Below are 20740 nucleotides of genomic sequence, written 5' to 3'. Positions count from 1 at the left end.
AACGCGGGCAACCAGTGCATCCAAAACCGTTCGGGATGCGCGCAGTGCCTGGCAGTGGGTCCAAGACTCACTCCTGCTCACTGATTAGGAACGGTTTCGCTGTCCCCGGGCGGCTGACACAACCATGCGACCGTCTCATGGGTCTGTGTGAGTGCTCGCCCGAAGAATGCGCGCACAAGCACATACAGGGGGAATTCTCATGCTTCATGCTCTTCGCCACTCCGCGACCGCCATCGGCGGCTGCGCGGCCGCGCTCGGCCTCGGGCTCGTCCTCGCCGCCGGAGCTCCCGCCTCCGCCACCGACCGGACCGATCCGAACGGCCGCTACACCGCCGAGGAGATCCACCACTTCCTGGAGGGCTTCTACGGCAACCACGGCCCGCGCCCCTGGGAGCGGGAGCACCTCGTCTCCGACGGCCTGAAGGAGCGGGCCGCCCAGACGCCCGACTACGACCTGCTGCTGTGCGCGCAGAACACCCCGCGCGACGTCGAGGTCGGCGAGGTGACCACGGCCCAGTCGGCGGGGGTCGGCTGGGCGACCATCACCACCACCTGGGGCAAGAGGGCCCAGACCGCGTCCTTCACCGCCTATGTCGACCTCGACGGCAGCCAGCCGCTCAAGCTGCTCGACGTGTACTGCGGGACCGACGGTTGATCCGCCGGCGGGCGAGGGGAGCCGGCCGGGGACGGCTGGTTCCTCGCCTGCCGATCAAGGCCGTAGTCTCCCCCGTATGACCTGGTCGCACGCGCTGAAGGAGACCACTCGCACCGGGCTGACGATCGAGCGCACCCGGCTGGATCCGCTCGTCGCAATCCGCGGCGCGTGCGGTGTGGCGATCGTCGTCGGGCTGACCCTGTGGCTGGGGTCGCCGACGCTCGCCGTCTCCTCCGCCTTCGGCGCGTTCTCCGCCGGGATCGCCACCTTCCAGCGCAGCTGGCGGCCGCGCCCCTCCTTGGCGCTGGCCGCCGCCGCGCTGCTCGCGGTCTCCACGTTCCTCGGCTATCTGGCCGGCACCCATACCGCCACCTTCCTCCTGATGCTGGCGGTATGGACCCTGCTGACGGGCATGTCGTGGGCGATCGGCCCGGTCTCCGGCCTGGTCTCGACCCAGATGGTCGCGGTGATGCTGGTCACGGTCACCTTGCCGACCTCGGTGTTCGGCGCTCTGCAGCACGCCGCGCTCATCGGGCTCGGCGGGGTGGTGCAGGCCGCGCTCATCGTGCTCTTCCCGGTACGGCCGTGGGGCGCCCAGCGCGACGCCCTCGCCGACGCGCTCGCCGCCGTGGCCGACTACGCGCGCAGGCTGCGCCACGACCCCGTCGCGCCCTTCGACCCGACCCCGCTGATGGACGCCCGCAGTGCCGCCGCACTGACGCCCCGCCAGGCCCGGAACCGCCCCCGCCAGCTGCGTGGATACCGGCTGCTGGCCGAGCGGATCCGGCCGGTGCTCGCCTCGCTCGCCGACCCCGTGATCGGCGCCGCCCCCGAGGGGCCGGAGCGCGACCGGACCCGTGAGCTGCTCGGCGCGACGGCCACCGTGCTGGACGCGGTGGCCCATGCGATTCGCCGGGGCAAGCCGGTACGGCTGCCGCCCGAGGCGATGGCGGTGCTGGAGGTGCCGCCGACCGGGCCGATGCTGGACGGCGCGGCCCGCCGCGCCGCGCTGCGGCTGATGGCGCTCGTCTCCGACGTCGTCGAGTCCTCGGACGAACCGGTGGAGGCCGTGACGGCCGAGGGCGGCAAGCCCCACCGCTATCGGCCGCGCCCCACCATCGTGGGGATGATGCGCGGGGCGCTGCGCGCCGTGCATCGCGAGATGCGCTGGTCCTCACGGGTGCTGCGGCACGCGGTGCGCCTCAGCGTGGTCGCCACCAGCGGCTATCTGCTGAGCACCGCGCTGCCGTTCGGCCATGGCTACTGGGCGCCGCTGACCTCCGTGATGGTCCTGCGGCCCGACTTCGGCCAGACTTTCTCGCGCGGTGTCGCCCGCTTCCTCGGGACGCTCGCGGGCGTTCTGATCGGCGGCACCGTCACGACGCTGGCCCATCCCGGCCCGTATGTGAGCGCCGCCCTGGCCGTGGGGTGCGCGGCCATCATGTATCTGCTGATGCGCACCGGCTTCGTCGTGGCCTCCGCGTGCGTGACCGCGTATGTCGTCTTCCTGCTGGACATCGCGGGCGAGGAGGTCGGGCAGACCGTGCAGGCACGGGTGGCGCTGACCCTGCTGGGCGGGGTGCTGGCGATGGCCGCGTACGTGGTCTTCCCGGCCTGGGAGACACCGCTGCTGCGCGACCGGCTGGCCGACTGGCTGGCCGCCAACGGCCGTTACGCCACCGCCGTCTTCGACGCCTACGCCCGCCCCGCCGAACGCCGCCCCCGCCAGGTGCGGGAGGCGCTGCTGGACGCGCGGGCGGCGCGGGCCGACTACGAGCAGCTGGAGTTGCGGGCCCAGCGGGAGCCGGTCCGCCACCGCGGGCTGTCCCGCCGTGCGGCGCGGGCCGCGCAGACGGCGCTGTCCACGACGGGGCGGGTCACCATGCTGCTTGAGGCGCATCTGCCGGACCGCGACGCGCCCCCGTCCAAGGAGGCCAGGGACTTCGCCGCGGCCCTGCGGGCCACGGTGCCGAAGGCGGCCGAGGCGGTACGGGAGCGGCAGTCACTGGACTGGGCCCCCGTGCAGGAGGCGCTGGAGCGCTGGCAGGAACGGGCCGGGGACCGGCCCTGGGTGGGGGTGCGCAGCGCCGAGATGCTGATGGAGTCCCTCGAGGACCTGGCCGAGGCGCTGGCGCGGACCAGGAAACCCCGCTGAGGGAACCAGAAAACCCGTTGAGGGTTGAGGAGAGAGCGCCCGTCCCCCTTATAACGTGGGGTTCACGCAGTTCAGTCCAGGGAAACACTGAGGGGGGATCATCACCATGCCCGAACTCCGGCCGCCGCGCCATCGAGTCGACCCACGGGCCCGCCGCTGGTGGACCGTTCAGGCGATGGTCGTCTTCAGCGGCCCGGCGCTGCTGATCGCCATCGCCCTGCTCGTCCTCTCACTGCTCTTCTTCCCCGGCGCCCTGCCCTGGCTGGGACCGCTGCTGCTGGTCACCCTGGTGCTGCCCGCCCTCGGCTATCTGTGGTGCATGCCGCGGTGGCGCTATGCGGTGCACGCCTGGGAGCTGGGGGAGCGGGCGGTCTACGCGGCGGGCGGCTGGTTCTGGCGTACGCGGCGCATCGCCCCGCTCTCCCGCGTGCAGACCGTGGACACCGCACGCGGCCCGATACAACGGGCCTTCGGGCTCGCCACCGTCACCGTCACCACCGCCTCCACGGCGGGCGACATCCGTATCGCCGGACTGTCGGACGCCGACGCGGAGGAGCTCTCGCGGCGCATCGGCGAGGCGGCGCAGCTGGTCCCCGGTGATGCCGCATGACCGCCCCCGAGCCCGTACGGCCCGTACGGCCTGAGTCCGGGCCTGAGTCCGGGCCTGAGCCCGGGCCCGCGCCGGACGACGGCTGGCGCTCCCTCGACCCTCGCACCCTCGCCGTCCACTGCAGCTGGATGGCGGCCCCGCTCGGCTCCCTCGCGCTCACCGCCCTGGCCACCCACGGCCGGCTCGACGCCCGCGCCTGGATCACCCTGGCCGTCGTCGGCGTCACCTTCGCCGTCATCACCGCCACCGGCCTGCTGCGCTGGTGGCGCACCCGCTACCGGGTCACCGCCGACTCCTTCGAGCTGCGCACCGGGTTGTTCACCCGCCGGCTGCGCGCCATCCCGCTGCACCGCATCCGCACCGTCGATCTGACCGCCCACCCCGTCCAGCGGCTCTTCGGTCTGACCGTGCTGCGCGCGGGCGCCACCACCGCCGCCGGCTCCGGCGGCGACCGCAGCGGACTCACCCTCGAAGCCCTCACCCGCCCCGACGCAGAGCGGCTGCGCGCCGAACTGCTCGCCCGCGCCGGGGGTGGCGACACCGCCGGCGAACCGGTCCTGGCCACCGCCGACCCCCGCTGGCTGCGCTACGCCCCGCTCACCTTCTGGATCTTCGGCGGTGTCTTCGCCGTCCTCGGCACCGTCTGGCGGGTGCTGAGCGACCTGGGCATCGAGCCCTGGCGGATCGGCTTCGTCCGCCGGGCGTTCCAGGAGTTCGGCAGCAGCGTGCTGTGGCTCACCATTCCGCTCGCCCTGCTCGGGATCGCCGCCGTCGGCAGCGCCGGGGCGGTCGTGCTCTACGCCGAGAACTGGTGGAAGTACCGCCTGGAATGGTCGGACGCGACCACCCTGCGGATCCGCCGCGGACTGCTCACCACCCGCTCGGTCTCCTTCGAACGCTCCCGGCTGCGCGGCGCCGTCCTGCGGGAGCCGCTGCTGCTGCGGATGGGCGGTGGCGCGAGCGTACGCGCCGTCGCGGGCGGCCTCGGCAACCGCGAGGAGAACTGCAAGCGCGGTGGACTCCTCCCGCCCGCTCCCCGGGCCGAGGCCCTGCGGGTGACGGCGGGGGTGCTCGCCGCGCCCGGCGAACCGGCGGAAACGCCCTTCGAACACCCCGCGTGGGCCGGGCACCCCCGCGCAGCCCTCCGCCGTCGCGTCACCCGCGGCATGCTGTGGGCCGTGCTGCCGGGCGCCGTCGTCCCCGCCGTGCTCGGGGCGCTGCTGACGCCCGTCCTGCTGTACTGCGCGGTGGGGTACGTCCTGTTCGCGACCCCCGTCGTCCTGCTCCTCGCCCGCGACGCGTACCGCGCGCTCGGCCACGGCGTGACCGGCCGCCATCTCCTGATCCGCTCCGGCACCTTCAGCCGGGACACCGTCGCCCTGGAGCGGGACGCCGTCCTCGCCTGGAGCTTCACCGACAACCCGCTGTCCCGGCGGGCGGGCGTCAGCACGGTGACGGCGGCGGTCGCCGCGGGCCACGAGGGCTACCGCATCCGCGACATGGCGGCCGAGGAGGCTGTTCCCTTCGCGTCGGAGGCGGCCCCGGGGATCATGGACGAATTCCTGACGGACGGGTCGGCCGGCGCACCGCTCACTCGCCCATCCGGCCCCCGCCCTTGACGCTCGCCCGCAGGAACTCGCGGTTCATCATCGAAATGGACTGCAGCGGGATCCCCTTCGGGCAGGCCACCGCGCATTCCCCGGTGTTCGTACAGCCGCCGAAGCCCTCGGCGTCCATCGCGCCGACCATGTCCAGGACCCGGGACTCGCGCTCGGGCCGCCCCTGCGGCAGCACGTTCAGATGGACCACCTTCGCCGAGGTGAACAGCATCGCCGAGCCATTGGGGCAGGCCGCCACGCAGGCTCCGCAGCCGATGCACTCGGCGTGCTCGAAGGCGGTGTCGGCGACCGGCTTGGGCACTGGGGTGGCGTGTGCCTCCGGGGCGCTGCCGGTCGGCGCGGAGATGTAGCCGCCCGACCCGATGATCCGGTCGAACGCCGAGCGGTCCACCACCAGATCCTTGACGACGGGGAAGGCGGCGGCCCGCCACGGCTCTACGTCGATCGTGTCGCCGTCCGAGAAGTGCCGCATATGGAGCTGACAGGTCGTGGTCCGTTCGGGGCCGTGCGCCTGTCCGTTGATCACCATGCCGCACGCACCGCAGATGCCCTCGCGACAGTCGTGGTCGAAGGCGACCGGCTCCTCGCCGCGCAGGATCAGCTCCTCGTTGAGCGTGTCGAGCATCTCCAGGAAGGACATCTCGGGCGAGATGCCGTCGACCTCGTAGGTGGTCAGGGCGCCCGGCTCCGCGGGGCCGCGCTGGCGCCAGATCCGCAGGGTGAGCCTCATGCGTAACTCCGCTGGGTGGGGTGGACGTACTCGAAGACCAGGTCTTCGCGGTGCAGGACGGGCGCGCTGCCGGTGCCCTTGAACTCCCAGGCCGCGGCATACGAGAAGCCCTCGTCATCGCGGGCCGCCTCGCCGTCGGGGGTCTGGCTCTCCTCGCGGAAGTGGCCGCCGCAGGACTCGGCGCGGTGGAGCGCGTCCAGGCACATCAGCTCGGCGAGCTCCAGATAGTCGACGACGCGATGGGCCTTCTCCAGCGACTGGTTGAGTTCCTCGCCGGTGCCAGGCACCTTGATCCGGCGCCAGAACTCCTCGCGCAGCGACGGGATGCGCTCCAGCGCCTTGTGCAGGCCCTCGGAGGTGCGGGCCATGCCGCACTGGTCCCACAGCAGCTCGCCGAGTTCACGGTGGAAGGAGTCGGGGGTGCGGTCACCGTCGTTCTCCAGCAGCCGGCGCAGCCGGTCGGTCACGTCGGTGACCGCCTCGGTGACCGCGGGGTGGCCGGGGTCGACCTCGTCGTGCGGATGGTGGGCGAGGTAGTCGTTGATGGTGGAGGGGAGGACGAAATAGCCGTCGGCCAGGCCCTGCATCAGGGCGGAGGCGCCGAGCCGGTTGGCGCCGTGGTCCGAGAAGTTGGCCTCGCCTATCGCGAACAGGCCGGGCACGCTGGTCTGCAGGTCGTAGTCGACCCACAGCCCGCCCATCGTGTAGTGGATGGCGGGGTAGATGCGCATCGGCACCCGGTACGGATCCTCGGCGGTGATCCGCTCGTACATCTCGAAGAGATTGCCGTACTTCTCCTCGACCGCCTTGCGGCCCATCCGGGCGATGGCGTCGGCGAAGTCCAGGTAGACGCCCTGCCCGCCGGGGCCGACCCCGCGCCCCTCGTCGCAGACGTTCTTCGCGGCGCGCGAGGCGATGTCGCGCGGCACCAGATTGCCGAAGGACGGATAGATCCGCTCCAGGTAGTAGTCGCGCTCGTCCTCGGGGATCTCGGCGGGCGGGCGGGTGTCGCCCTTCGTCTTCGGTACCCAGATGCGGCCGTCGTTGCGCAGCGACTCGCTCATCAGGGTCAGCTTGGACTGATGGTCGCCGGAGCGCGGGACGCAGGTGGGGTGGATCTGCGTGAAGCAGGGGTTGGCGAAGTAGGCGCCGCGCCGGTGGGCCCGCCAGATCGCGGTGGCGTTGGAGTTCTTGGCGTTCGTCGAGAGGTGGAAGACATTGCCGTAGCCGCCCGAGGCGAGGACCACGGCGTCGGCGAAGTACGTGGATACGGCGCCGGTGATCAGATCGCGGGCCACGATGCCGCGCGCCCGCCCGTCGATGACGATCAGGTCGAGCATCTCGGTGCGCGCGTGCATCTCGACATTGCCCGCGGCGATCTGGCGGCTGAGGGCCTGATACGCGCCGAGCAGCAGCTGCTGGCCGGTCTGGCCGCGGGCGTAGAAGGTGCGGGATACCTGGACACCGCCGAACGAGCGGGTGTCCAGCAGCCCCCCGTATTCACGGGCGAACGGCACGCCCTGCGCCACACACTGGTCGATGATCTCCACCGAGATCCGGGCGAGCCGGTGGACATTGGACTCGCGGGCGCGGAAGTCGCCGCCCTTGACGGTGTCGTAGAAGAGGCGGCGGATGGAGTCGCCGTCGTTGCGGTAGTTCTTGGCGGCGTTGATCCCGCCCTGGGCGGCGATCGAATGCGCCCGGCGCGGGGAGTCCTGGTAGCAGAACTGCACCACGTGGTAGCCCTGCTCGGCGAGCGTAGCCCCGGCGGCGCCGCCCGCCAGGCCCGTACCGACGACGATGACGGTGTACTTGCGGCGGTTGGCCGGGTTGACCAGCTTCGCCTCGAAGCGGCGGCGGTCCCAGCGCTCCTCGATGGGGCCGTCCGGGGCCTTGGTGTCGGCGATCGGCTCACCGGTGAGGTAGTCGGTGTACGCGCTCATATCAGCTCACAACTCCGCTCGTCACGCCGATGGGTACGGCGATGAAGCCGCAGGTCAGGACGGCGGCCAGGCCGTTCGCGGCGACCTTGAGGGCCTTGTCGCGGCCTGGGCGGCCCGCGCCGAGGGTCTGGGCGGCGCTCCAGAAGCCATGCCGGACATGCAGGCCGAGGGCGAGCATCGCCACGATGTAGACGGTGTTGCCGTACCAGGTGGAGAAGGTCGCGATCACGTTGTCGTACGGATCGCCGGGCTCGGCGCGCTCGTTCACCGTGAGCGTCGTGAGGTCGAGGATGTGCCAGACGATGAACAGCCCGAGGATCACCCCGCCCCAGCGCATGGTGCGGGTCGCGTAGCTCGCCCGCCGGCGCTGATGGGCGTAGCCGCGCGGGCGGGCGGCCAGATCCCGCCGGCTGAGCTGGTACGCGGCCACACCGTGCAGCACGACCGAGGCCAGCAGCGCGAGCCGGGCCAGCCACAGGAACCCCTCGCGCGGAAGGAACGGCTCGCCGAGGGTCCGCAGCCAGTGGGCGTAGCCATTGAGGTCGTCGGGCCCGAAGAAGATCTTCAGGTTGGCGTACATGTGCGCCACCAGGTAGGTCAGCATGATCAGCCCGGTGACGGCCATGACCGCCTTCTTGCCGATGGTCGACCGCCACACCGCGCCGATGAGGGACGGCTTCCGCGGCGGCTTCCCCGGCTGCTTCCGCTTCCGGCCGGGCCGGTGGTGGTCCGTGCCCATGTCCGTCCGTGTCGCCATTGTCATGGCAAGGACGCTAGGCAGCGCTGGGGCGATACGTCCAAGACATGCTCTCGCTTGATTCCATAGCCTCTGCCTATCATCGCTGTGTGCAGTTGCAGCAGCTCCGTTATTTCGCCACCGTCGCGGACACCCGGCACTTCACCCGCGCCGCCGAGCTGCTGCATGTCGCCCAGCCCTCGCTGTCCCAGCAGATCAGGGCGCTGGAGCGGGAGCTGGGCGCCGATCTCTTCCACCGGGCGCGCGGCAATATCGCGCTCACCGACGCCGGGGAGGCGCTCCTTCCGCTGGCCCGGCAGATCCTCGCCGACACCGAGACCGCGCACCGGGAGGTCCAGGAGGTCGCCCAGCTACGGCGTGGCCGGGTGCGGCTGGGCGCCACGCCGAGCCTGTGCGCCAGCTTCGTCCCCGATGTGCTGCGCCGCTTCCATGACGCGTTCCCGGGCATCGAGCTGATCGTGCACGAGGGCGGCTCAAAGGACCTCGTACGCACGCTGGCCGCCGGGGAGCTGGACCTCGCGTTGATCATCACGCCGTTGCCCGGCCAGGCCCCGGCACTGGCCGCCACCGAGCTGCTGCGCGAGGAGCTGGTGGTGGCCTCCTCACCCGCGTCCCCACCGCCCACCCGGCGCCGCCGGATCCGGGTCGAGGATCTGCGGGACCGGCCGATGGTCATGTTTCGGCGCGGCTATGACCTGCGGGAATTCACCACGGCGGCCTGCAGGGCGGCCGGGTTCGAGCCGACCTTCACGGTCGAGGGCGGCGAGATGGACGCGGTGCTGGGCTTCGTCAGGGCTGGGCTCGGCGTCGCCGTGCTGCCGGGGATGGTGGCGGCCCGGTCCGGGCTGCGGATCACGCCCTTCGCGGGCCATGAGATGCGGCGCACCATCGCGGTCGCCCACCGCAAGGACGTCGCCCCGCCCCGCGCCGCGCGCGAGCTGCGCCGGGTGCTGCTGGAGCATCTGCGGTCGGCGGCGGCGGGGGAGTTCGGACTGCCGCCGAGCACGCGGCTGCTGTCGCAGGAGGACACGGACTGAGGGGACGCGCACCGAGGGGGCTTGCCGGGGCGGCCCGCCGGGGTGGCTTGATGGGCCCCGGGTCATCCCCAGAGCGCCTGGGCCAGCGCCGTGCCGGCGAAGGCGGCGCCGACACCGGTGGCCATACTCGCCACCACATTCGCGACAGCGAACAGCCGGGCGCCCTCCTCGGCCAGCCGCAGCGTCTCGTACGAGAAGGTCGAGTACGTCGTCAGCGCCCCGCACAGCCCGGTCCCCAGCAGCAGTTGCACGTGTGAGGAGGCGGCCCCCCCGGCCGCCGCGCCGGTCAGCAGCCCCAGTACCAGACAGCCGGTCACATTCACCACGAAGGTGCCCCACGGGAACATCGAGTCATGCCTGGCCTGCACCGCGCGGTCGGTCAGATAGCGCAGCGGGGCGCCGGCCATGCCGCCCACGATCACCAGCAGCCAGTTCATCGGGCCCGGCCCGGATGGTGGATGATCTCGACCGGGTCGACCACCACCAGACCGCCGTCTCCCACGATCTCCTCCAGTTCGGGCAGGAAGGACCGCACCCGCTCCTCCGTATCAATGATCACAATGGCAATGGGCAAATCCTCGCTGAGCGACAGCAGCCGCGAGGTGTGGATCAGAGCGGTGGAGCCATAGCCCTCGACACCGCGGAACACGCTCGCTCCCGCGAGCCCCGCCCGATGGGCGCGGTGCACGATCTCGGCGAACAGCGGTTTGCGATGCCAGGTGTCGCTCTCGCCGACGAACACGGTCAGCCGCAGCGCGGCCTCGCCGCTCACCGGGCGCCCCCGCCATGCCGGCCGTACCTGTCGTACGCGCCGATCGCGCGCCGCGTCGCCGCCACCGCGGCCCCTACCGCCGCGAGCGCGGCCAGCAATGTCCCGGCCAGATAGGCCAGACCTGTCGAGGCGTGGCCCTCGTCCACCAGGCGCGTGAAGTCCACGGCATACGTCGAGAAGGTGGTGAACCCGCCCAGCACACCGGTGCCGAAGAACGGCCGGACCAGCCGGTGCGCCGCCCACACCTCGCTCATCAGCGCCAGGAAGACGCCGATGAGCGCACAGCCGACGGTGTTGACGAGCAAGGTCGTCCAGGGGAAGGCACCCGCCGGGGTCGGCCACAGCAGCGACGCGCCGTAGCGGGCGGCCGCCCCGATCCCGCCGCCGACCGCCACCACGCCCACCACCGGGCCCTGCCCGTGCCAGGCGCCGGGCCGGGCAGGCGTGGACGGGCCGATGTCGGGGTCGATGGGCTCGTCCACCGCCTTCGACCGTGAGCTGTCCATGAGGCTCAGGCTACGTGGCGCTGATCCGGCCGGTACGGTCCAGGCGACCGGACCGCCGTGGGGACGGCGCCGTGGAGACATCGCCCCGGGGTTACGTTGCTGTGGGGGGCGGCGGCGCCTTCTGACGCGGGCCCCGCCCGGGGGCTGCGTCGCTGTGGGGGCGTCGGCGAACGTTTTGATCATCGCGCGGAGCAGATCGGGACTCGCCGGAGCGAGATTGTCCTCGGTCAGGGCGTGCAGAGGCACACTGTCAGGTGCGGTCATCGTGCTGGTCTCCTTCAAGATCTTGGTCGTTCTCGAAGGATCAGCCGGTGGCCGTCTGTCTAGTCCGGGCCCTCACCCCGACGCCGAGGAAAACCCCCGGATCAGGCGGAACCCGGTACGCCACTTCCAAGGACGCAACCCGGCGCCTTCTGACGCGGGCCGCGCCCCGGGGCTGCGTTGCTGTGGGGGCGGAGCCGCCTTCTGACGCGGGCCGCGCCCGGGGCTGCGTCGCTGTGGGGACGGCGCCGCCTCCTGACGCGGGCCCCGCCCCGGGGCTACGTTGTCCGGGTGACGGCTGCGAACGCTGACCTTCCCCCGACGATGCGGGCCTGGGTGGTCCGTACGCCAGGCCGGATCGACCAGGTGGAGCTCCCGGTACCCCGGCCGGCGGCGGACGAGCTGCTGGTCCGGGTCCGGGCCTGCGGGGTGTGCCGTACCGATCTGCACGTCCGCGACGGCGATCTGCCCCCGCACCGCACCCCCGTCGTCCCCGGCCACGAGGTCGTCGGCGAGGTGGTCGCGGCGGGCCCCGAGGCGCAGGTCCCCGCGCCCGGCACCCGGGTGGGCGTCCCCTGGCTGCGGCGCACCTGCGGCCGCTGTAAGTACTGCCGCCGCGGCCGGGAAAACCTGTGCCCGTCGTCCGAGTACACCGGCTGGGACGCGGACGGCGGCTACGCCGAGTACGTCACCGTACCGGCGGCCTACGCCTACGAACTACCCACCGGATACGCCGACGAGGAGCTCGCCCCGCTGCTGTGCGCCGGGATCATCGGCTATCGCGCCCTGCGCCGCGCCGGCCTCCCGCCCGGCGGCCGGCTCGGCATCTACGGCTTCGGCGGCTCCGCGCACCTCACCGCACAGGTCGCCCTCGCCCAGGGCGCCGTCGTCCACGTCCTGACCCGCTCGTCCGCCGCCCGCCGGCTGGCCCTCGACCTCGGCGCCGCCTCCGCGGGCGACTCCTACGACCGCCCGCCCGAGCCCCTCGACGCCGCCATCCTCTTCGCCCCCGTGGGCGAGCTGGTGCCGGTCGCCCTGGAGGCGCTCGACGCCGGCGGCACGCTGAGCATCGCCGGAATCTATCTCTCCGACATCCCGGCCCTGCACTACGAACGCCATCTCTTCCGCGAGCGCACCGTGCGCAGCGTCACCGCCAACACCCGCGACGACGGCCGGGAGTTCCTGGCCACGGCCGCCACCCACCGTATCCGCGCCACGGTGACCCCGTACCCCTTCGACCGCGCGGACGCGGCGCTGGACGACCTCGCGGCGGACCGGGTGAACGGAGTCGCGGTGCTGACGATGGAGCGGTAGCGGCGCCACATCGTCAGCACCCCGGAGCCGCGTCGCCATGGGCTGACCCGGGATGGGGACACATAGCGTTCGATCGGCTGCACAACTTCCGTGACCTGGGCGGATACCCGACCGGCGACGGCCGAACGATGCGGTGGGCGCGGCTGTTCCGGTCCGACTCGCTGGGCGGACATCGAGACGGGGTGATATCTCGCCGACCGGTATCTGGAGATCGACCACGACGGCGTCAAGGAGCTGCGCCGCGCCCTTGAGGTGATCGCCGCCGCCGGGAGCGGCCCGGTGGTCTTCCACCACCGAGCTCCTGGGCGTTGACGACGCGCAGGTCAAGACGTTGCGCACAAACCTGCTGGAGCGGTAGTCGGAGTCGCAACGTCAGGAATTCGACCAGGAGCGTTCGCAGAGCACCAGCCGATAGCCGTTCGGCTCCTCGACCGTGACACCCCATTCGTTCCAGTAGGGGTTGGGGGAGGGGACCCGCGTGCCGCCGCGATCCCGCTCCCCGGGCCGCTCGCCGCCCTCGGCACGGTACGCTCCGCCGCCGCGAGGTCGCGCGAGGGGCGGGCGATCCGGACATGGCTCTGGCCGTTGGCGGGCAAGGGCTTCCCCTTCAGCGTGGTGGACGCCGTGGTGGACGCTCAGGGCCGAGGGCCGCGCGGGGTGATGCGGCGATAGCCGGCACGGGCGTTGACGATGCGGGCGAGCGCGGTTCCGGCGACGGCGGCGGCGAACAGACAGGCCAGCCAGCCCGGGTCCCGCTCGCCCGCCCAGCTGAGCCGGCCGGCCGGCGGGATGGCGAAGCCGTTGAGGAACAGCCAGCACAGGCCGGCGGTGCCGGGGGCCGCGACGAACCGCGCGCACAGCCCCAGCAGAGCGGCCAGCAGCGACAGCGCGACCAGGGCGAACACCGGCCGGCCGTGGCCGCCGAGGAAGTTGACGGCCGCCACCAGCAATAGGGCGCCGGTGAAGGCCCCGACCCAGATGACGGGGGTGGCGACGGGCTCGGGTACGGGCCTCAGACCAGTGCTGAGCTGCCTCCACTCGATCATGGTCACCGTCCTCCTCGAATCTCGACGCCACCCCGTTTTGCTGAGCTCGATGAGCTGGATGAGGTCGGCATCGTTTCACCGGGCCCCAGGCCACCGGCCCTCATTACCGATTCTTCGCCATTGGCCAGGGTGCCATGAGGTTCGTCGAAGGTGTCGCCGATCTCGTCGACGCTCTCGGCCGCGACGATGCCGCCTGCGACGCCGAGGGCGGCACCGGCCGCGATACCTGCCACGACCGCGCCGGTGCCGGGGCCATCGCCGTGCCCGTGGGGCCCATGGGGACTCGTGCGAGCCGTGCGCGGCGTGGCGTTCGACCAGGCCTATCCGCCTCGCCTCGCCCGGACTACCCCACTTTCGGCCGATAACGGCACGGCGTGCGGGAAAGCGGAGAGGCGGGGCCGGGGCGCACCTCACCCCTGCCGCGCTCGCGCATGATCGAAACAGGAGGGCAGGGGGATGCCGATCGTCTGTTCCGCGACAGAAGGGGCGCCGACTGCGTCCTCGCGGGTCTCCGTCACGGCAGCGGACGACTGGGGAGGCCCGGCCGGACGGAAGCGGGTGCGACCGGCCCTCGGGGGGAGCGCCGAGGAACTCTTCCACGAGGTGGGGCTCCACCCGCCTGGAACGTGCGAGCGGCGTGATCCACCGCCCAGAGACCGAGCGGCAGAGCCACTACTTCCTCGCGCGCGTCGCGGACCAGTTCGACGCCGTCATCCATATAGACATATGGAGGAGACGCGAGCCGTCGAGCCCCTGGAGCGCGCCGCCCGCTGGTAGACGGGCGAGGCCCCGAGACCTACCCGTTCGCCGTCTGACCAGCGCCCGCACCTGGAAGACCCCCTCCGCTACGTGCGTAGAGGGAGGGTCAGTTGCGCCCCCGGCAGGACTCGAACCTGCGGCCAAGCGCTTAGAAGGCGCCTGCTCTATCCACTGAGCTACGGGGGCTCAGCTGCGAAAACGCACTCCTCCAGCACTGTCCCCCGGGGCGTGGGGGACACCTGGAGGTATGGCAGATCCCCAGTGACTGGGGGAGACGAGTGCTTCCGAAGGGTTCGTGCGTAGCCTCTCACACCATCTTCACAGTCGCGCGAATCCCTGCGTCAGACAACCCAGCGGCAGACCCCTTCATGGCGTCAGTTTGCTCTAAGTGGCTGGTCATGAGCGGTCGATCATGCATACGATCTATGTCAGCACGTGCCCGATCAGTCGCACTCCTGGGGCGGTCTCGCTCGATGAAGGCAAGCAACCAGACGGTAGCCAGGACACCGACGGTCGTGAACACGGGCCTGCGAGCACGCCGAACCACGGGGGTTACACCGAGCCGAGCGCTGGACTCGACACCACATGCCTCAATGTGCACTACGCCTTTGACGTGCACATATCCAATACTCTTGCGAAGTCAGAAAATCGGCCTCTAGGTAAGGGATAGCGTGGTCGCTCAGTCGAACAAGAGATTCGAGGACACCGAACTTGAACAGGCCCGGGTGGACAACGAGCGTGAACGTACCGCCCACGCTCTGACCCAGCTACTTCCTCCCACCGCACTGGAAAATATCCTGCGGCGCCTTGGTGATCTGGAAACTGTTCTGACTGACCAGCCGCCCCTCAGTGCGGCACTGAGGTTTCAAGACAGCGCACTGGAACGCACGAGGTCCCAGCAGCTCACCGCCGAGCACCTACTGGAGTTGGCCGCATCCGTAGCGTCCGACAAGGAAGAGAACTCAGCGCCAACGCCTGAACCTCTGTTCGAGCGTGCCATCTTCGTCTTCGGTTTGCGCCGGGGCGCGAACCATGCGATCTCCGAATGGCTGCGTGGCCATTTCGATGCTTCGGAGGTCCGGTACCTGAACAGCGCCGAGATATCCCTGATCGAGACAGAGGGAAACCTCCTGACGGTTGACCGCGACAAGTACGCGCGTATGGCCATCAACCCTCAGGAGCGCACACTGATAGTCGGTTACGAAAATCTCGATCCAGCGGTTTTTCCCTTCCGTCACAACGCCCATGTGGCGCGCCGCAGCGACGTCGTGGTCGTCCTTCGCGACTTCCCCAACACGGCAGCCTCCATCGCTCGGCAGGCACAGCAGGACCCGGCCTTCGCCTATCGCTACCGGATCCGTGAGTTTCTGGACCTGTGGAAGCGCTACGCCGGCTACCTCGGGGCCGACTCCTTCGGCTACACCTACATTTCCTTCAACGCCTGGTTCAGCGACGCAACCGAGCGGAAACGAATCTCCCACGCTCTTGGGCTGCAGCACTCAGACCATGGACTGAACTCAGTGAGTGCGTACGGGCAAGGAAGCTCGTTCGACGGCCAGGACCACGACGGTCGCGCACAGGACATGGCGGTCCTCAACCGATGGGACGCGATGCTCGAGGACCGTCTGTTCCAGTTTCTCCTGCTTGCCGATGAGGAAGCCTTGGAGGCCAACGAGCGGCTGTTCGGCGGCTTCCCTTACACCCGAGCTGATCTGCTGGCCCGCTGGCATGCCGGGGGCCCGGCCCAGTGAAGGTGCTCCATGTGATCAAGGAAGTGACCAGTGGTGGCGCCAGTAAAGGGCTGCTACGGATGTGCGTCGACGGCCCCGCCGAGGCGACTCCCACCGTCGCCTCACTGGTGCCGCCCCAGCCCGAACCCCGGGAGACATTCGAAAGAGCCGGAATCGATGTTGTCGCCGGGGTGGAAGCCGCGCGCACCGCTGCAGCCGCCGCTGACATCGTGCAAGTGGAATGGTGGAACAACCCGTACGTCAATGACTTCCTGGTCAACACCGACCTGCCGGCCTCCAGGATCCTCCTTCACTCCCGCGGCCACTTCGACGCACCCTGGATGTGCCCGAGCAGGGAGTTGCTCTCGCGTGTCGACGGTTGCACGGTCACGGTTCCGAGCGCGGCGGCGAATCCGCAATTCGAGAGGAATCGCCGGCATGCCGCACTCCCTCAGGCCCGCTGTGTCTTCTCCGAGGCCGGTCTTGGCGCAACGCCGGGCGGTGCTCCCCGTGTCCACAAAGGCCGCGGCGGCCGGATCACCATTGGCTATCTCGGCACGGTCGAGCCGATCAAGATGCATGCCGCGATGCTGGAGATCGCCGCGCAGGTCATCCACGCCGCACCCGAGGTCGACTTCGAGTTCGCCGGCGAGGGTCCACTGGACGACTACCGTGCCCAGGCCGATCGGCTCGGCCTGGGCCAACGTGTGCGCTTCCTGGGCTTCCAGCCCGACGCTGCCGCGTTTCTGAGTCGTCTGCACATCTTCTGCTATCCGCTCAACCCGTACACCTACGCGACCAGCGAGAAAGCCCTCCAAGAGGCGATGCTGACCGGGTTGCCCTGTGTGGCTTTCCCGGTGGGAGGAGTACGGGACCTGCTGACAACTGACAGCGCCCTGATTGTCCAAACACCGCAGCAGTGCGTCGATGCCTGCCTGGATTTGGTTCGGTCGCAGGAGCTGCGCAAAACCTATGGCGAGCGCGCGAAGCACCGAATAGATAACCTCATCGAGCGTCAGGAATGGCGAAGCGAACTCACTCGAGCGCGCGCTGAGGTGATGTCCCGGCCTGCGCGCCCCAGGGCCGGACTCCGAGTACGGCCAGAGGCCCTTTTCAATTTCTCCACGGATCGGCGTGCCTGCCCCACGGAGGAATTGGGTCTCGAACAACGCGAGGACTTCGCCCGCGTGGCCGCCTTCGTCACCGACGACTACGCGGCATGGCTAGGTTTCAAGGGTGAACATCCGTGCACCCATAACACAGAGAGGATCCCCTCGTGACCGAAACAGCTTCCGGCTACTACGGCATTGAGAGCGTCCAATACCCTCGGCTCAGCCTGGATGAATTTCTTGCCTGGGGGCCCGATGCCATCATCAGGGCCGACGTTCCTGCGGTCATCGACGTTCTCCCGCCGGCCGAGCCCGGTTTCTATCGAAGCGCCGTGATCGAGAAACTCGGCGATACCAGGGTTGCTCTGTTCACGAAAGATCGCAACAAGGAGAACGAGACGCGTGCCGAGATCACGAAGATCATTCTTCGTGATTATTTCGAGCGTGAACCTTACAAGTCGAATACGGACGGCAGGTATCGCGTCGTTTCGAACATCAAAAACCAGCCGGAAGCCATCAATGACCTGCTCGGGTTCGACACCGAGAGCATGTTCGATTACCAGGCCCCATTGAACTCGGCCAACATATGGGTGAGCTACGATGGACTTCGCGGACGCCCCCATTTCGACGAGTTCGAGAATTTCAATTTGCAGCTGGAGGGCCGCAAGCGCTTTGTTGTGATGCCCCCAGGGTTCAAGAACTACTACGTCCGGTCGGCTCTGCGCGGGTACGGTCACCATTCAAAGCCCACCAGGCTCGACAACATCGACCTCACGCGCTATCCGCGGCTGGTGGCCATGCTTGCGCAGCGTCGAGACATCGTTCTGGAGCCGGGGCAGATGCTGTACCTCCCCATGGGGTGGTGGCACCAAGTCGACGGACTTGACCGGGTCAACATCAACATAAACTTCTGGCTGCGCGACACAAAGATTTTGCGTCGTCCTCTCATCCTGGCCGACTCGCTCTACAAGCTTGCATTCCGCAAGCTGATGGGTTTCTACGACTACCAGCCGGAGAAGCAATCTGCGGGCGGTAAGAAGTGACCCGAACGGTATTGATCCAGCCTGCCAACAGATTTCGCAACAACGATAAATCGGTGGGAATTGGGAATTCCTTCTGGGATATGTCGGAGCGCAATGGCCTGGCTGGTATCGTTGCCGAACTCGACAACGGCATACTGCGCACGGACGCCGGTCACGAGTTCGTCAACTTCAGCTGTTGCTCCTACCTGGATCTGGACTCCCATCCCGAGGTGATCGAGGGCGCCGTCGCCGCTCTGCGCAAATACGGGGTGCTCGACCACTGCATTCCGCGCAGCCGGGTACAGATACCCGCTCTGCTGGAACTGGAGAGCGCGCTCGGTGAGCTGTTCTCAGCGGATGTCATCTCGGCCATCTCGGCCAGCGTCGCGAGTGCCGGGCTGCTGCCACTGATCGCTTCAGGTCACATCGGGGACGGCACTCGCCCCTTGATGATCTTCGACAAGAACTGTCACGTCTCCATGGCGCAGGCCAAGCCCATGTGCGCCGACGAGACGGAGGTCGTGACTTGTCGCCATCACGACCTGGACTTCATCGAGGACCGGTGCAAGGAGTATCCCCAAGTCTGGTACGTCTGCGACGGCAGTGACAGTCTGGGAGGTTATGCCCCCGTCCAGGAACTTGCCGCCTTGCAGGACAGATATGGTTTGCGGGTCTTCTATGACGACTCCCATTCCCTCTCTGCGTACGGGACGCGCGGCATCGGCTACGTCCGCTCGCACAGCCCTGCCCTGGACGACCGAACCATCGTGGTGGCCACGCTGAACAAGGCGTTTGGGACCAGTGGTGCGGCCGTCCTGCTCGATGGGCACTCCAAGGAGACGCTGCGCGTCATAGAACGGTTCGGTGGCGCGCTCAGCTACTCACAACCCCTGAACATCGCCGCGGTCGGCGCCGGGCTGGCGTCGGCCGCGATTCACCGCACGTCGGAACTCGGCGCGCTTCAGAAGCGGTTGCAGGAGAACATCGCTCTCTTCGATGCCCACATCGAGACCGAGCAGTCCGGCTCGACCTTCCCCATCAGGCTGGTCCCGATGGATGACGCGACGGTGATCGACGCCGGCCGTCGGGTCTTCGAGGCAGGGTTCTACGTGTCCCCGGTGTTCTTCCCGATCGTCGCACGCGGTACGGCGGGACTGCGCGTCATGATGCGAGCCGGTCAGACCGAAGACCACATCCGTCAACTGTGCTCGGTACTCGTGGAGGTGGGGGCTCGACCGGCACCCCCGGTTCAGACTGGGGCGGGCGAGTGACTACGACAGCGCGTCCCATTCCACGGAGCATCCTCTATACCCCCGCTTCCTCTCTGGAACGAGTGCTGACGGCGCGTTCACACGACGCGGACGTCCATCTGATCGACCTGGAGGACTCGGTGCCCGCCTCGGCGAAGCGGGACGCCCGGGAGATCTGCCGGGTGGCGCTGGAGAGGTCACCGAATCTCAGGAACGCGGCTGTCCGTATCAACCCGCTGAGTTCGATCGAGTCCGTGCACGACCTCGCGATGCTCACAGCCACTCCGGCGAAGCCCGGGTTCGTGTTCATGACGATGGTCAGATTCGCCGCCGAACCCAAACTCCTTCGGGACATGTTGGCCTCTGCTGACTGGCACCCCGAGATCTTTGTGACGGTCGAGACCGTCGAGGCGGTCGACGAGGTCGACGGGATCGCTGCGGAGAGCGACGGGCTGATCCTTGGTTCAGCCGACTTGGCAGCTACTTTGGGCATCGACATCAACTGGGCCGGACTGCTGGCCGCACGGCAGGCCATGGCACTTGCCTGTGCCCGCCACGAATCCGCGTGCATCGACACGGGGAACTTCCAGCTTGCGGATCCCTCGATATTGCGCGAGGAGATCGAACAGGCGCGTTCCCTCGGGTTCCACGGCAAAGGCACGGTTCATCCGAAGGAACTCGAAGCCATCAACCGGGGATTCAGGCCGAGCGATGCCGAGATCAAGGAAGCACGCCGGGTGATGGAAGCGGTGCATGCGGCAGGTGACGGCGTAACCCTGGTCGATGGGCGCATGGTTGGCCCGCCGTTCGTGCGGAAGGCCCGTATGACCCTGGCCCGAGGTGAGGCGTGGTCGGCGCGGTACGGAAAGGACAGCCCGGCTTCGCCGGGTCCGGCCACCGGTACTACTCAACACGCGACGACGGAGACCACATGACCCTGCGGCGCGTCGGCGACAACGAATACGTCGAGGAACACGGCGGCGACTACGAAGACTTCGACGTCGGCATGGTCATCAAGCACTGGCCGGGCCGGACGATCTCGGAGGCCGACAACACCTGGCTCACCCTGCTGCTCATGAACCAGCATCCGCTGCACTTCGACGAGAACTATGCGGCGGGGACGGGGTACAAACGGGTCCTGGTCAACAGCTCGATCACTCTGGCTCTGGTCGGCGGGATGACCGTACAGGCACTCTCGGCTCGCGCGGTAGCCAACTTGGGCTGGGATCGCGTACGCCTGGCCGACCCGGTGTTCGTCGGCGACACGCTGTACGCGACCAGCCGAATTCTGAGCAAGCGGTGGTCCAAGTCCCGTCCCGGACAAGGGATAGTGACGGTGGAGACCACCGGCACCAAATCGACCGGAGAGACGGTCATCGTGTTCGAGAGATCGTTCCTGGCCTGGTCGCGGGATGCGCGGCCGACCGGATGAACCGCTGATTCATCGGCCCCGTAACCGGCTGTG

The 20740-nt window shown here is 69.2% G+C and carries 21 protein-coding genes, 1 tRNA gene and 2 pseudogenes; 14 read left to right on the top strand and 10 right to left on the bottom strand.

Going from position 1 to position 20740, the window contains the following annotated elements; genetic code table 11:
- The first annotated feature begins 199 nt into the window (after positions 1–199).
- The 4 genes from ABZU99_RS33470 to ABZU99_RS33455 all read left to right on the top strand — a co-directional run bounded on the left by ABZU99_RS33470 (position 200) and on the right by ABZU99_RS33455 (position 5039).
- Positions 200–655 (top strand): hypothetical protein, encoded by a 456-nt coding sequence (locus ABZU99_RS33470; protein ID WP_355952896.1) that lies wholly within the window; start codon positions 200–202, stop codon positions 653–655.
- Positions 656–731: 76 nt separating this feature from the next.
- Positions 732–2810 (top strand): FUSC family protein, encoded by a 2079-nt coding sequence (locus tag ABZU99_RS33465; RefSeq protein ID WP_355952899.1) that lies wholly within the window; start codon positions 732–734, stop codon positions 2808–2810.
- A 106-nt stretch (positions 2811–2916) separates the two neighbouring features.
- On the top strand, positions 2917–3420 hold the full coding sequence (locus ABZU99_RS33460; protein ID WP_355952901.1) for a PH domain-containing protein: 504 nt from the start codon (positions 2917–2919) through the stop codon (positions 3418–3420).
- A complete protein-coding gene (locus tag ABZU99_RS33455; RefSeq protein WP_356049803.1) occupies positions 3417–5039 on the top strand; it encodes a PH domain-containing protein in 1623 nt (540 codons plus the stop codon). The genes ABZU99_RS33460 and ABZU99_RS33455 overlap by 4 nt, the downstream gene beginning before the upstream one ends.
- Here ABZU99_RS33455 and ABZU99_RS33450 read toward each other — a convergent pair.
- From ABZU99_RS33450 to ABZU99_RS33440, 3 genes are read right to left on the bottom strand one after another with little or no spacing between them, the layout of a single operon-like run.
- Complete coding sequence (locus ABZU99_RS33450; RefSeq protein WP_356049805.1) at positions 5011–5769, bottom strand: succinate dehydrogenase/fumarate reductase iron-sulfur subunit; 759 nt, start codon at positions 5767–5769, stop codon at positions 5011–5013. The genes ABZU99_RS33455 and ABZU99_RS33450 overlap by 29 nt on opposite strands.
- Positions 5766–7712, bottom strand: coding sequence for a fumarate reductase/succinate dehydrogenase flavoprotein subunit (locus ABZU99_RS33445; protein WP_355952910.1), 1947 nt, complete (start codon positions 7710–7712; stop codon positions 5766–5768). Before ABZU99_RS33445 ends, ABZU99_RS33450 begins: the two co-directional genes overlap by 4 nt.
- Position 7713: 1 nt before the next feature.
- A complete protein-coding gene (locus ABZU99_RS33440) occupies positions 7714–8451 on the bottom strand; it encodes a succinate dehydrogenase cytochrome b subunit (protein WP_356049845.1) in 738 nt (245 codons plus the stop codon).
- A 107-nt stretch (positions 8452–8558) separates the two neighbouring features.
- Here ABZU99_RS33440 and ABZU99_RS33435 point away from each other — a divergent pair, with 107 nt between their 5' ends.
- Positions 8559–9506, top strand: coding sequence for a LysR substrate-binding domain-containing protein (locus ABZU99_RS33435; RefSeq protein ID WP_355952916.1), 948 nt, complete (start codon positions 8559–8561; stop codon positions 9504–9506).
- A 62-nt stretch (positions 9507–9568) separates the two neighbouring features.
- Here the strand turns inward: ABZU99_RS33435 and crcB are convergent, their stop codons facing one another.
- The 3 genes and pseudogenes from crcB to ABZU99_RS33420 all read right to left on the bottom strand — a co-directional run bounded on the left by crcB (position 9569) and on the right by ABZU99_RS33420 (position 10784).
- Positions 9569–9913, bottom strand: a complete 345-nt coding sequence (crcB, locus tag ABZU99_RS33430) for a fluoride efflux transporter CrcB (RefSeq protein ID WP_356049807.1) — start codon at positions 9911–9913, stop codon at positions 9569–9571.
- Positions 9858–10278, bottom strand: a pseudogene (locus ABZU99_RS33425) (DUF190 domain-containing protein). Before ABZU99_RS33425 ends, crcB begins: the two are co-directional and overlap by 56 nt.
- The gene (locus ABZU99_RS33420; RefSeq protein WP_356049809.1) at positions 10275–10784 is read right to left on the bottom strand and encodes a CrcB family protein; all 510 of its coding nucleotides are present in this window, start codon (positions 10782–10784) and stop codon (positions 10275–10277) included. Before ABZU99_RS33420 ends, ABZU99_RS33425 begins: the two are co-directional and overlap by 4 nt.
- A gap of 585 nt (positions 10785–11369) precedes the next feature.
- Here ABZU99_RS33420 and ABZU99_RS33415 point away from each other — a divergent pair.
- Both ABZU99_RS33415 and ABZU99_RS33410 read left to right on the top strand, forming a co-directional pair.
- Entirely contained in the window at positions 11370–12359 is a 990-nt protein-coding gene (locus ABZU99_RS33415; RefSeq protein ID WP_356049847.1) for a zinc-binding alcohol dehydrogenase family protein, read from the top strand.
- A gap of 62 nt (positions 12360–12421) precedes the next feature.
- Entirely contained in the window at positions 12422–12610 is a 189-nt protein-coding gene (locus ABZU99_RS33410; RefSeq protein WP_356228123.1) for a tyrosine-protein phosphatase, read from the top strand.
- A 121-nt stretch (positions 12611–12731) separates the two neighbouring features.
- Here ABZU99_RS33410 and ABZU99_RS33405 read toward each other — a convergent pair.
- The 3 genes and pseudogenes from ABZU99_RS33405 to ABZU99_RS33395 form a co-directional block, all read right to left on the bottom strand.
- Positions 12732–12955, bottom strand: a pseudogene (locus ABZU99_RS33405) (hypothetical protein).
- Between the two features lie 39 nt (positions 12956–12994).
- A complete protein-coding gene (locus tag ABZU99_RS33400) occupies positions 12995–13405 on the bottom strand; it encodes a hypothetical protein (protein ID WP_355952928.1) in 411 nt (136 codons plus the stop codon).
- A 2-nt stretch (positions 13406–13407) separates the two neighbouring features.
- On the bottom strand, positions 13408–13638 hold the full coding sequence (locus ABZU99_RS33395) for a hypothetical protein (RefSeq protein WP_355952930.1): 231 nt from the start codon (positions 13636–13638) through the stop codon (positions 13408–13410).
- A gap of 223 nt (positions 13639–13861) precedes the next feature.
- Between ABZU99_RS33395 and ABZU99_RS33390 the strand changes: the two genes are divergently transcribed.
- Positions 13862–14182 (top strand): erythromycin esterase family protein, encoded by a 321-nt coding sequence (locus ABZU99_RS33390; protein WP_356228122.1) that lies wholly within the window; start codon positions 13862–13864, stop codon positions 14180–14182.
- Positions 14183–14277: 95 nt separating this feature from the next.
- Here the strand turns inward: ABZU99_RS33390 and ABZU99_RS33385 are convergent.
- Positions 14278–14350, bottom strand: a tRNA-Arg gene (locus ABZU99_RS33385).
- A gap of 485 nt (positions 14351–14835) precedes the next feature.
- On the opposite strand from ABZU99_RS33385, the gene ABZU99_RS33380 reads away from it, so the two are divergent.
- Genes ABZU99_RS33380 through ABZU99_RS33355 form a run of 6 tightly spaced genes read left to right on the top strand, consistent with a single transcriptional unit; the run spans position 14836 to position 20707 of the window.
- Positions 14836–15915 carry a hypothetical protein gene (locus tag ABZU99_RS33380; protein WP_356049811.1) on the top strand — a complete coding sequence of 360 codons (1080 nt, stop codon included), beginning with the start codon at positions 14836–14838 and terminating at the stop codon, positions 15913–15915.
- 11 nt (positions 15916–15926) lie between these two features.
- The gene (locus tag ABZU99_RS33375) at positions 15927–17174 is read left to right on the top strand and encodes a glycosyltransferase family 4 protein (protein ID WP_355952935.1); all 1248 of its coding nucleotides are present in this window, start codon (positions 15927–15929) and stop codon (positions 17172–17174) included.
- On the top strand, positions 17171–18046 hold the full coding sequence (locus tag ABZU99_RS33370) for a cupin-like domain-containing protein (RefSeq protein ID WP_355952938.1): 876 nt from the start codon (positions 17171–17173) through the stop codon (positions 18044–18046). The genes ABZU99_RS33375 and ABZU99_RS33370 overlap by 4 nt, the downstream gene beginning before the upstream one ends.
- Positions 18043–19296 (top strand): aminotransferase class I/II-fold pyridoxal phosphate-dependent enzyme, encoded by a 1254-nt coding sequence (locus ABZU99_RS33365; RefSeq protein WP_355952941.1) that lies wholly within the window; start codon positions 18043–18045, stop codon positions 19294–19296. Before ABZU99_RS33370 ends, ABZU99_RS33365 begins: the two co-directional genes overlap by 4 nt.
- A complete protein-coding gene (locus tag ABZU99_RS33360; protein WP_356228119.1) occupies positions 19230–20210 on the top strand; it encodes a CoA ester lyase in 981 nt (326 codons plus the stop codon). Before ABZU99_RS33365 ends, ABZU99_RS33360 begins: the two co-directional genes overlap by 67 nt.
- Positions 20207–20707 carry a MaoC family dehydratase gene (locus ABZU99_RS33355; RefSeq protein WP_355952947.1) on the top strand — a complete coding sequence of 167 codons (501 nt, stop codon included), beginning with the start codon at positions 20207–20209 and terminating at the stop codon, positions 20705–20707. Before ABZU99_RS33360 ends, ABZU99_RS33355 begins: the two co-directional genes overlap by 4 nt.
- Positions 20708–20740: the final 33 nt, after the last annotated feature.

Origin of the sequence: Streptomyces sp. NPDC005266 (assembly GCF_040607655.1) — a bacterium.
Lineage (GTDB): Bacteria > Actinomycetota > Actinomycetes > Streptomycetales > Streptomycetaceae > Streptomyces.
The sequence above is the reverse complement of the archived record's forward strand: the minus strand, read 5'-3'. Positions and strand labels throughout refer to the sequence as shown.

Coding starts and splice junctions, on each gene's coding strand:
- ABZU99_RS33470 (WP_355952896.1), top strand. CDS start 200: ATGCTTCATGCTCTTCGCCACTCCGCGACCGCCATCGGCGGCTGCGCG.
- ABZU99_RS33465 (WP_355952899.1), top strand. CDS start 732: ATGACCTGGTCGCACGCGCTGAAGGAGACCACTCGCACCGGGCTGACG.
- ABZU99_RS33460 (WP_355952901.1), top strand. CDS start 2,917: ATGCCCGAACTCCGGCCGCCGCGCCATCGAGTCGACCCACGGGCCCGC.
- ABZU99_RS33455 (WP_356049803.1), top strand. CDS start 3,417: ATGACCGCCCCCGAGCCCGTACGGCCCGTACGGCCTGAGTCCGGGCCT.
- ABZU99_RS33450 (WP_356049805.1), bottom strand. CDS start 5,769: ATGAGGCTCACCCTGCGGATCTGGCGCCAGCGCGGCCCCGCGGAGCCG.
- ABZU99_RS33445 (WP_355952910.1), bottom strand. CDS start 7,712: ATGAGCGCGTACACCGACTACCTCACCGGTGAGCCGATCGCCGACACC.
- ABZU99_RS33440 (WP_356049845.1), bottom strand. CDS start 8,451: ATGGGCACGGACCACCACCGGCCCGGCCGGAAGCGGAAGCAGCCGGGG.
- crcB (WP_356049807.1), bottom strand. CDS start 9,913: ATGGCCGGCGCCCCGCTGCGCTATCTGACCGACCGCGCGGTGCAGGCC.
- ABZU99_RS33420 (WP_356049809.1), bottom strand. CDS start 10,784: ATGGACAGCTCACGGTCGAAGGCGGTGGACGAGCCCATCGACCCCGAC.
- ABZU99_RS33415 (WP_356049847.1), top strand. CDS start 11,370: ATGCGGGCCTGGGTGGTCCGTACGCCAGGCCGGATCGACCAGGTGGAG.
- ABZU99_RS33400 (WP_355952928.1), bottom strand. CDS start 13,405: ATGATCGAGTGGAGGCAGCTCAGCACTGGTCTGAGGCCCGTACCCGAG.
- ABZU99_RS33390 (WP_356228122.1), top strand. CDS start 13,862: ATGCCGATCGTCTGTTCCGCGACAGAAGGGGCGCCGACTGCGTCCTCG.
- ABZU99_RS33355 (WP_355952947.1), top strand. CDS start 20,207: ATGACCCTGCGGCGCGTCGGCGACAACGAATACGTCGAGGAACACGGC.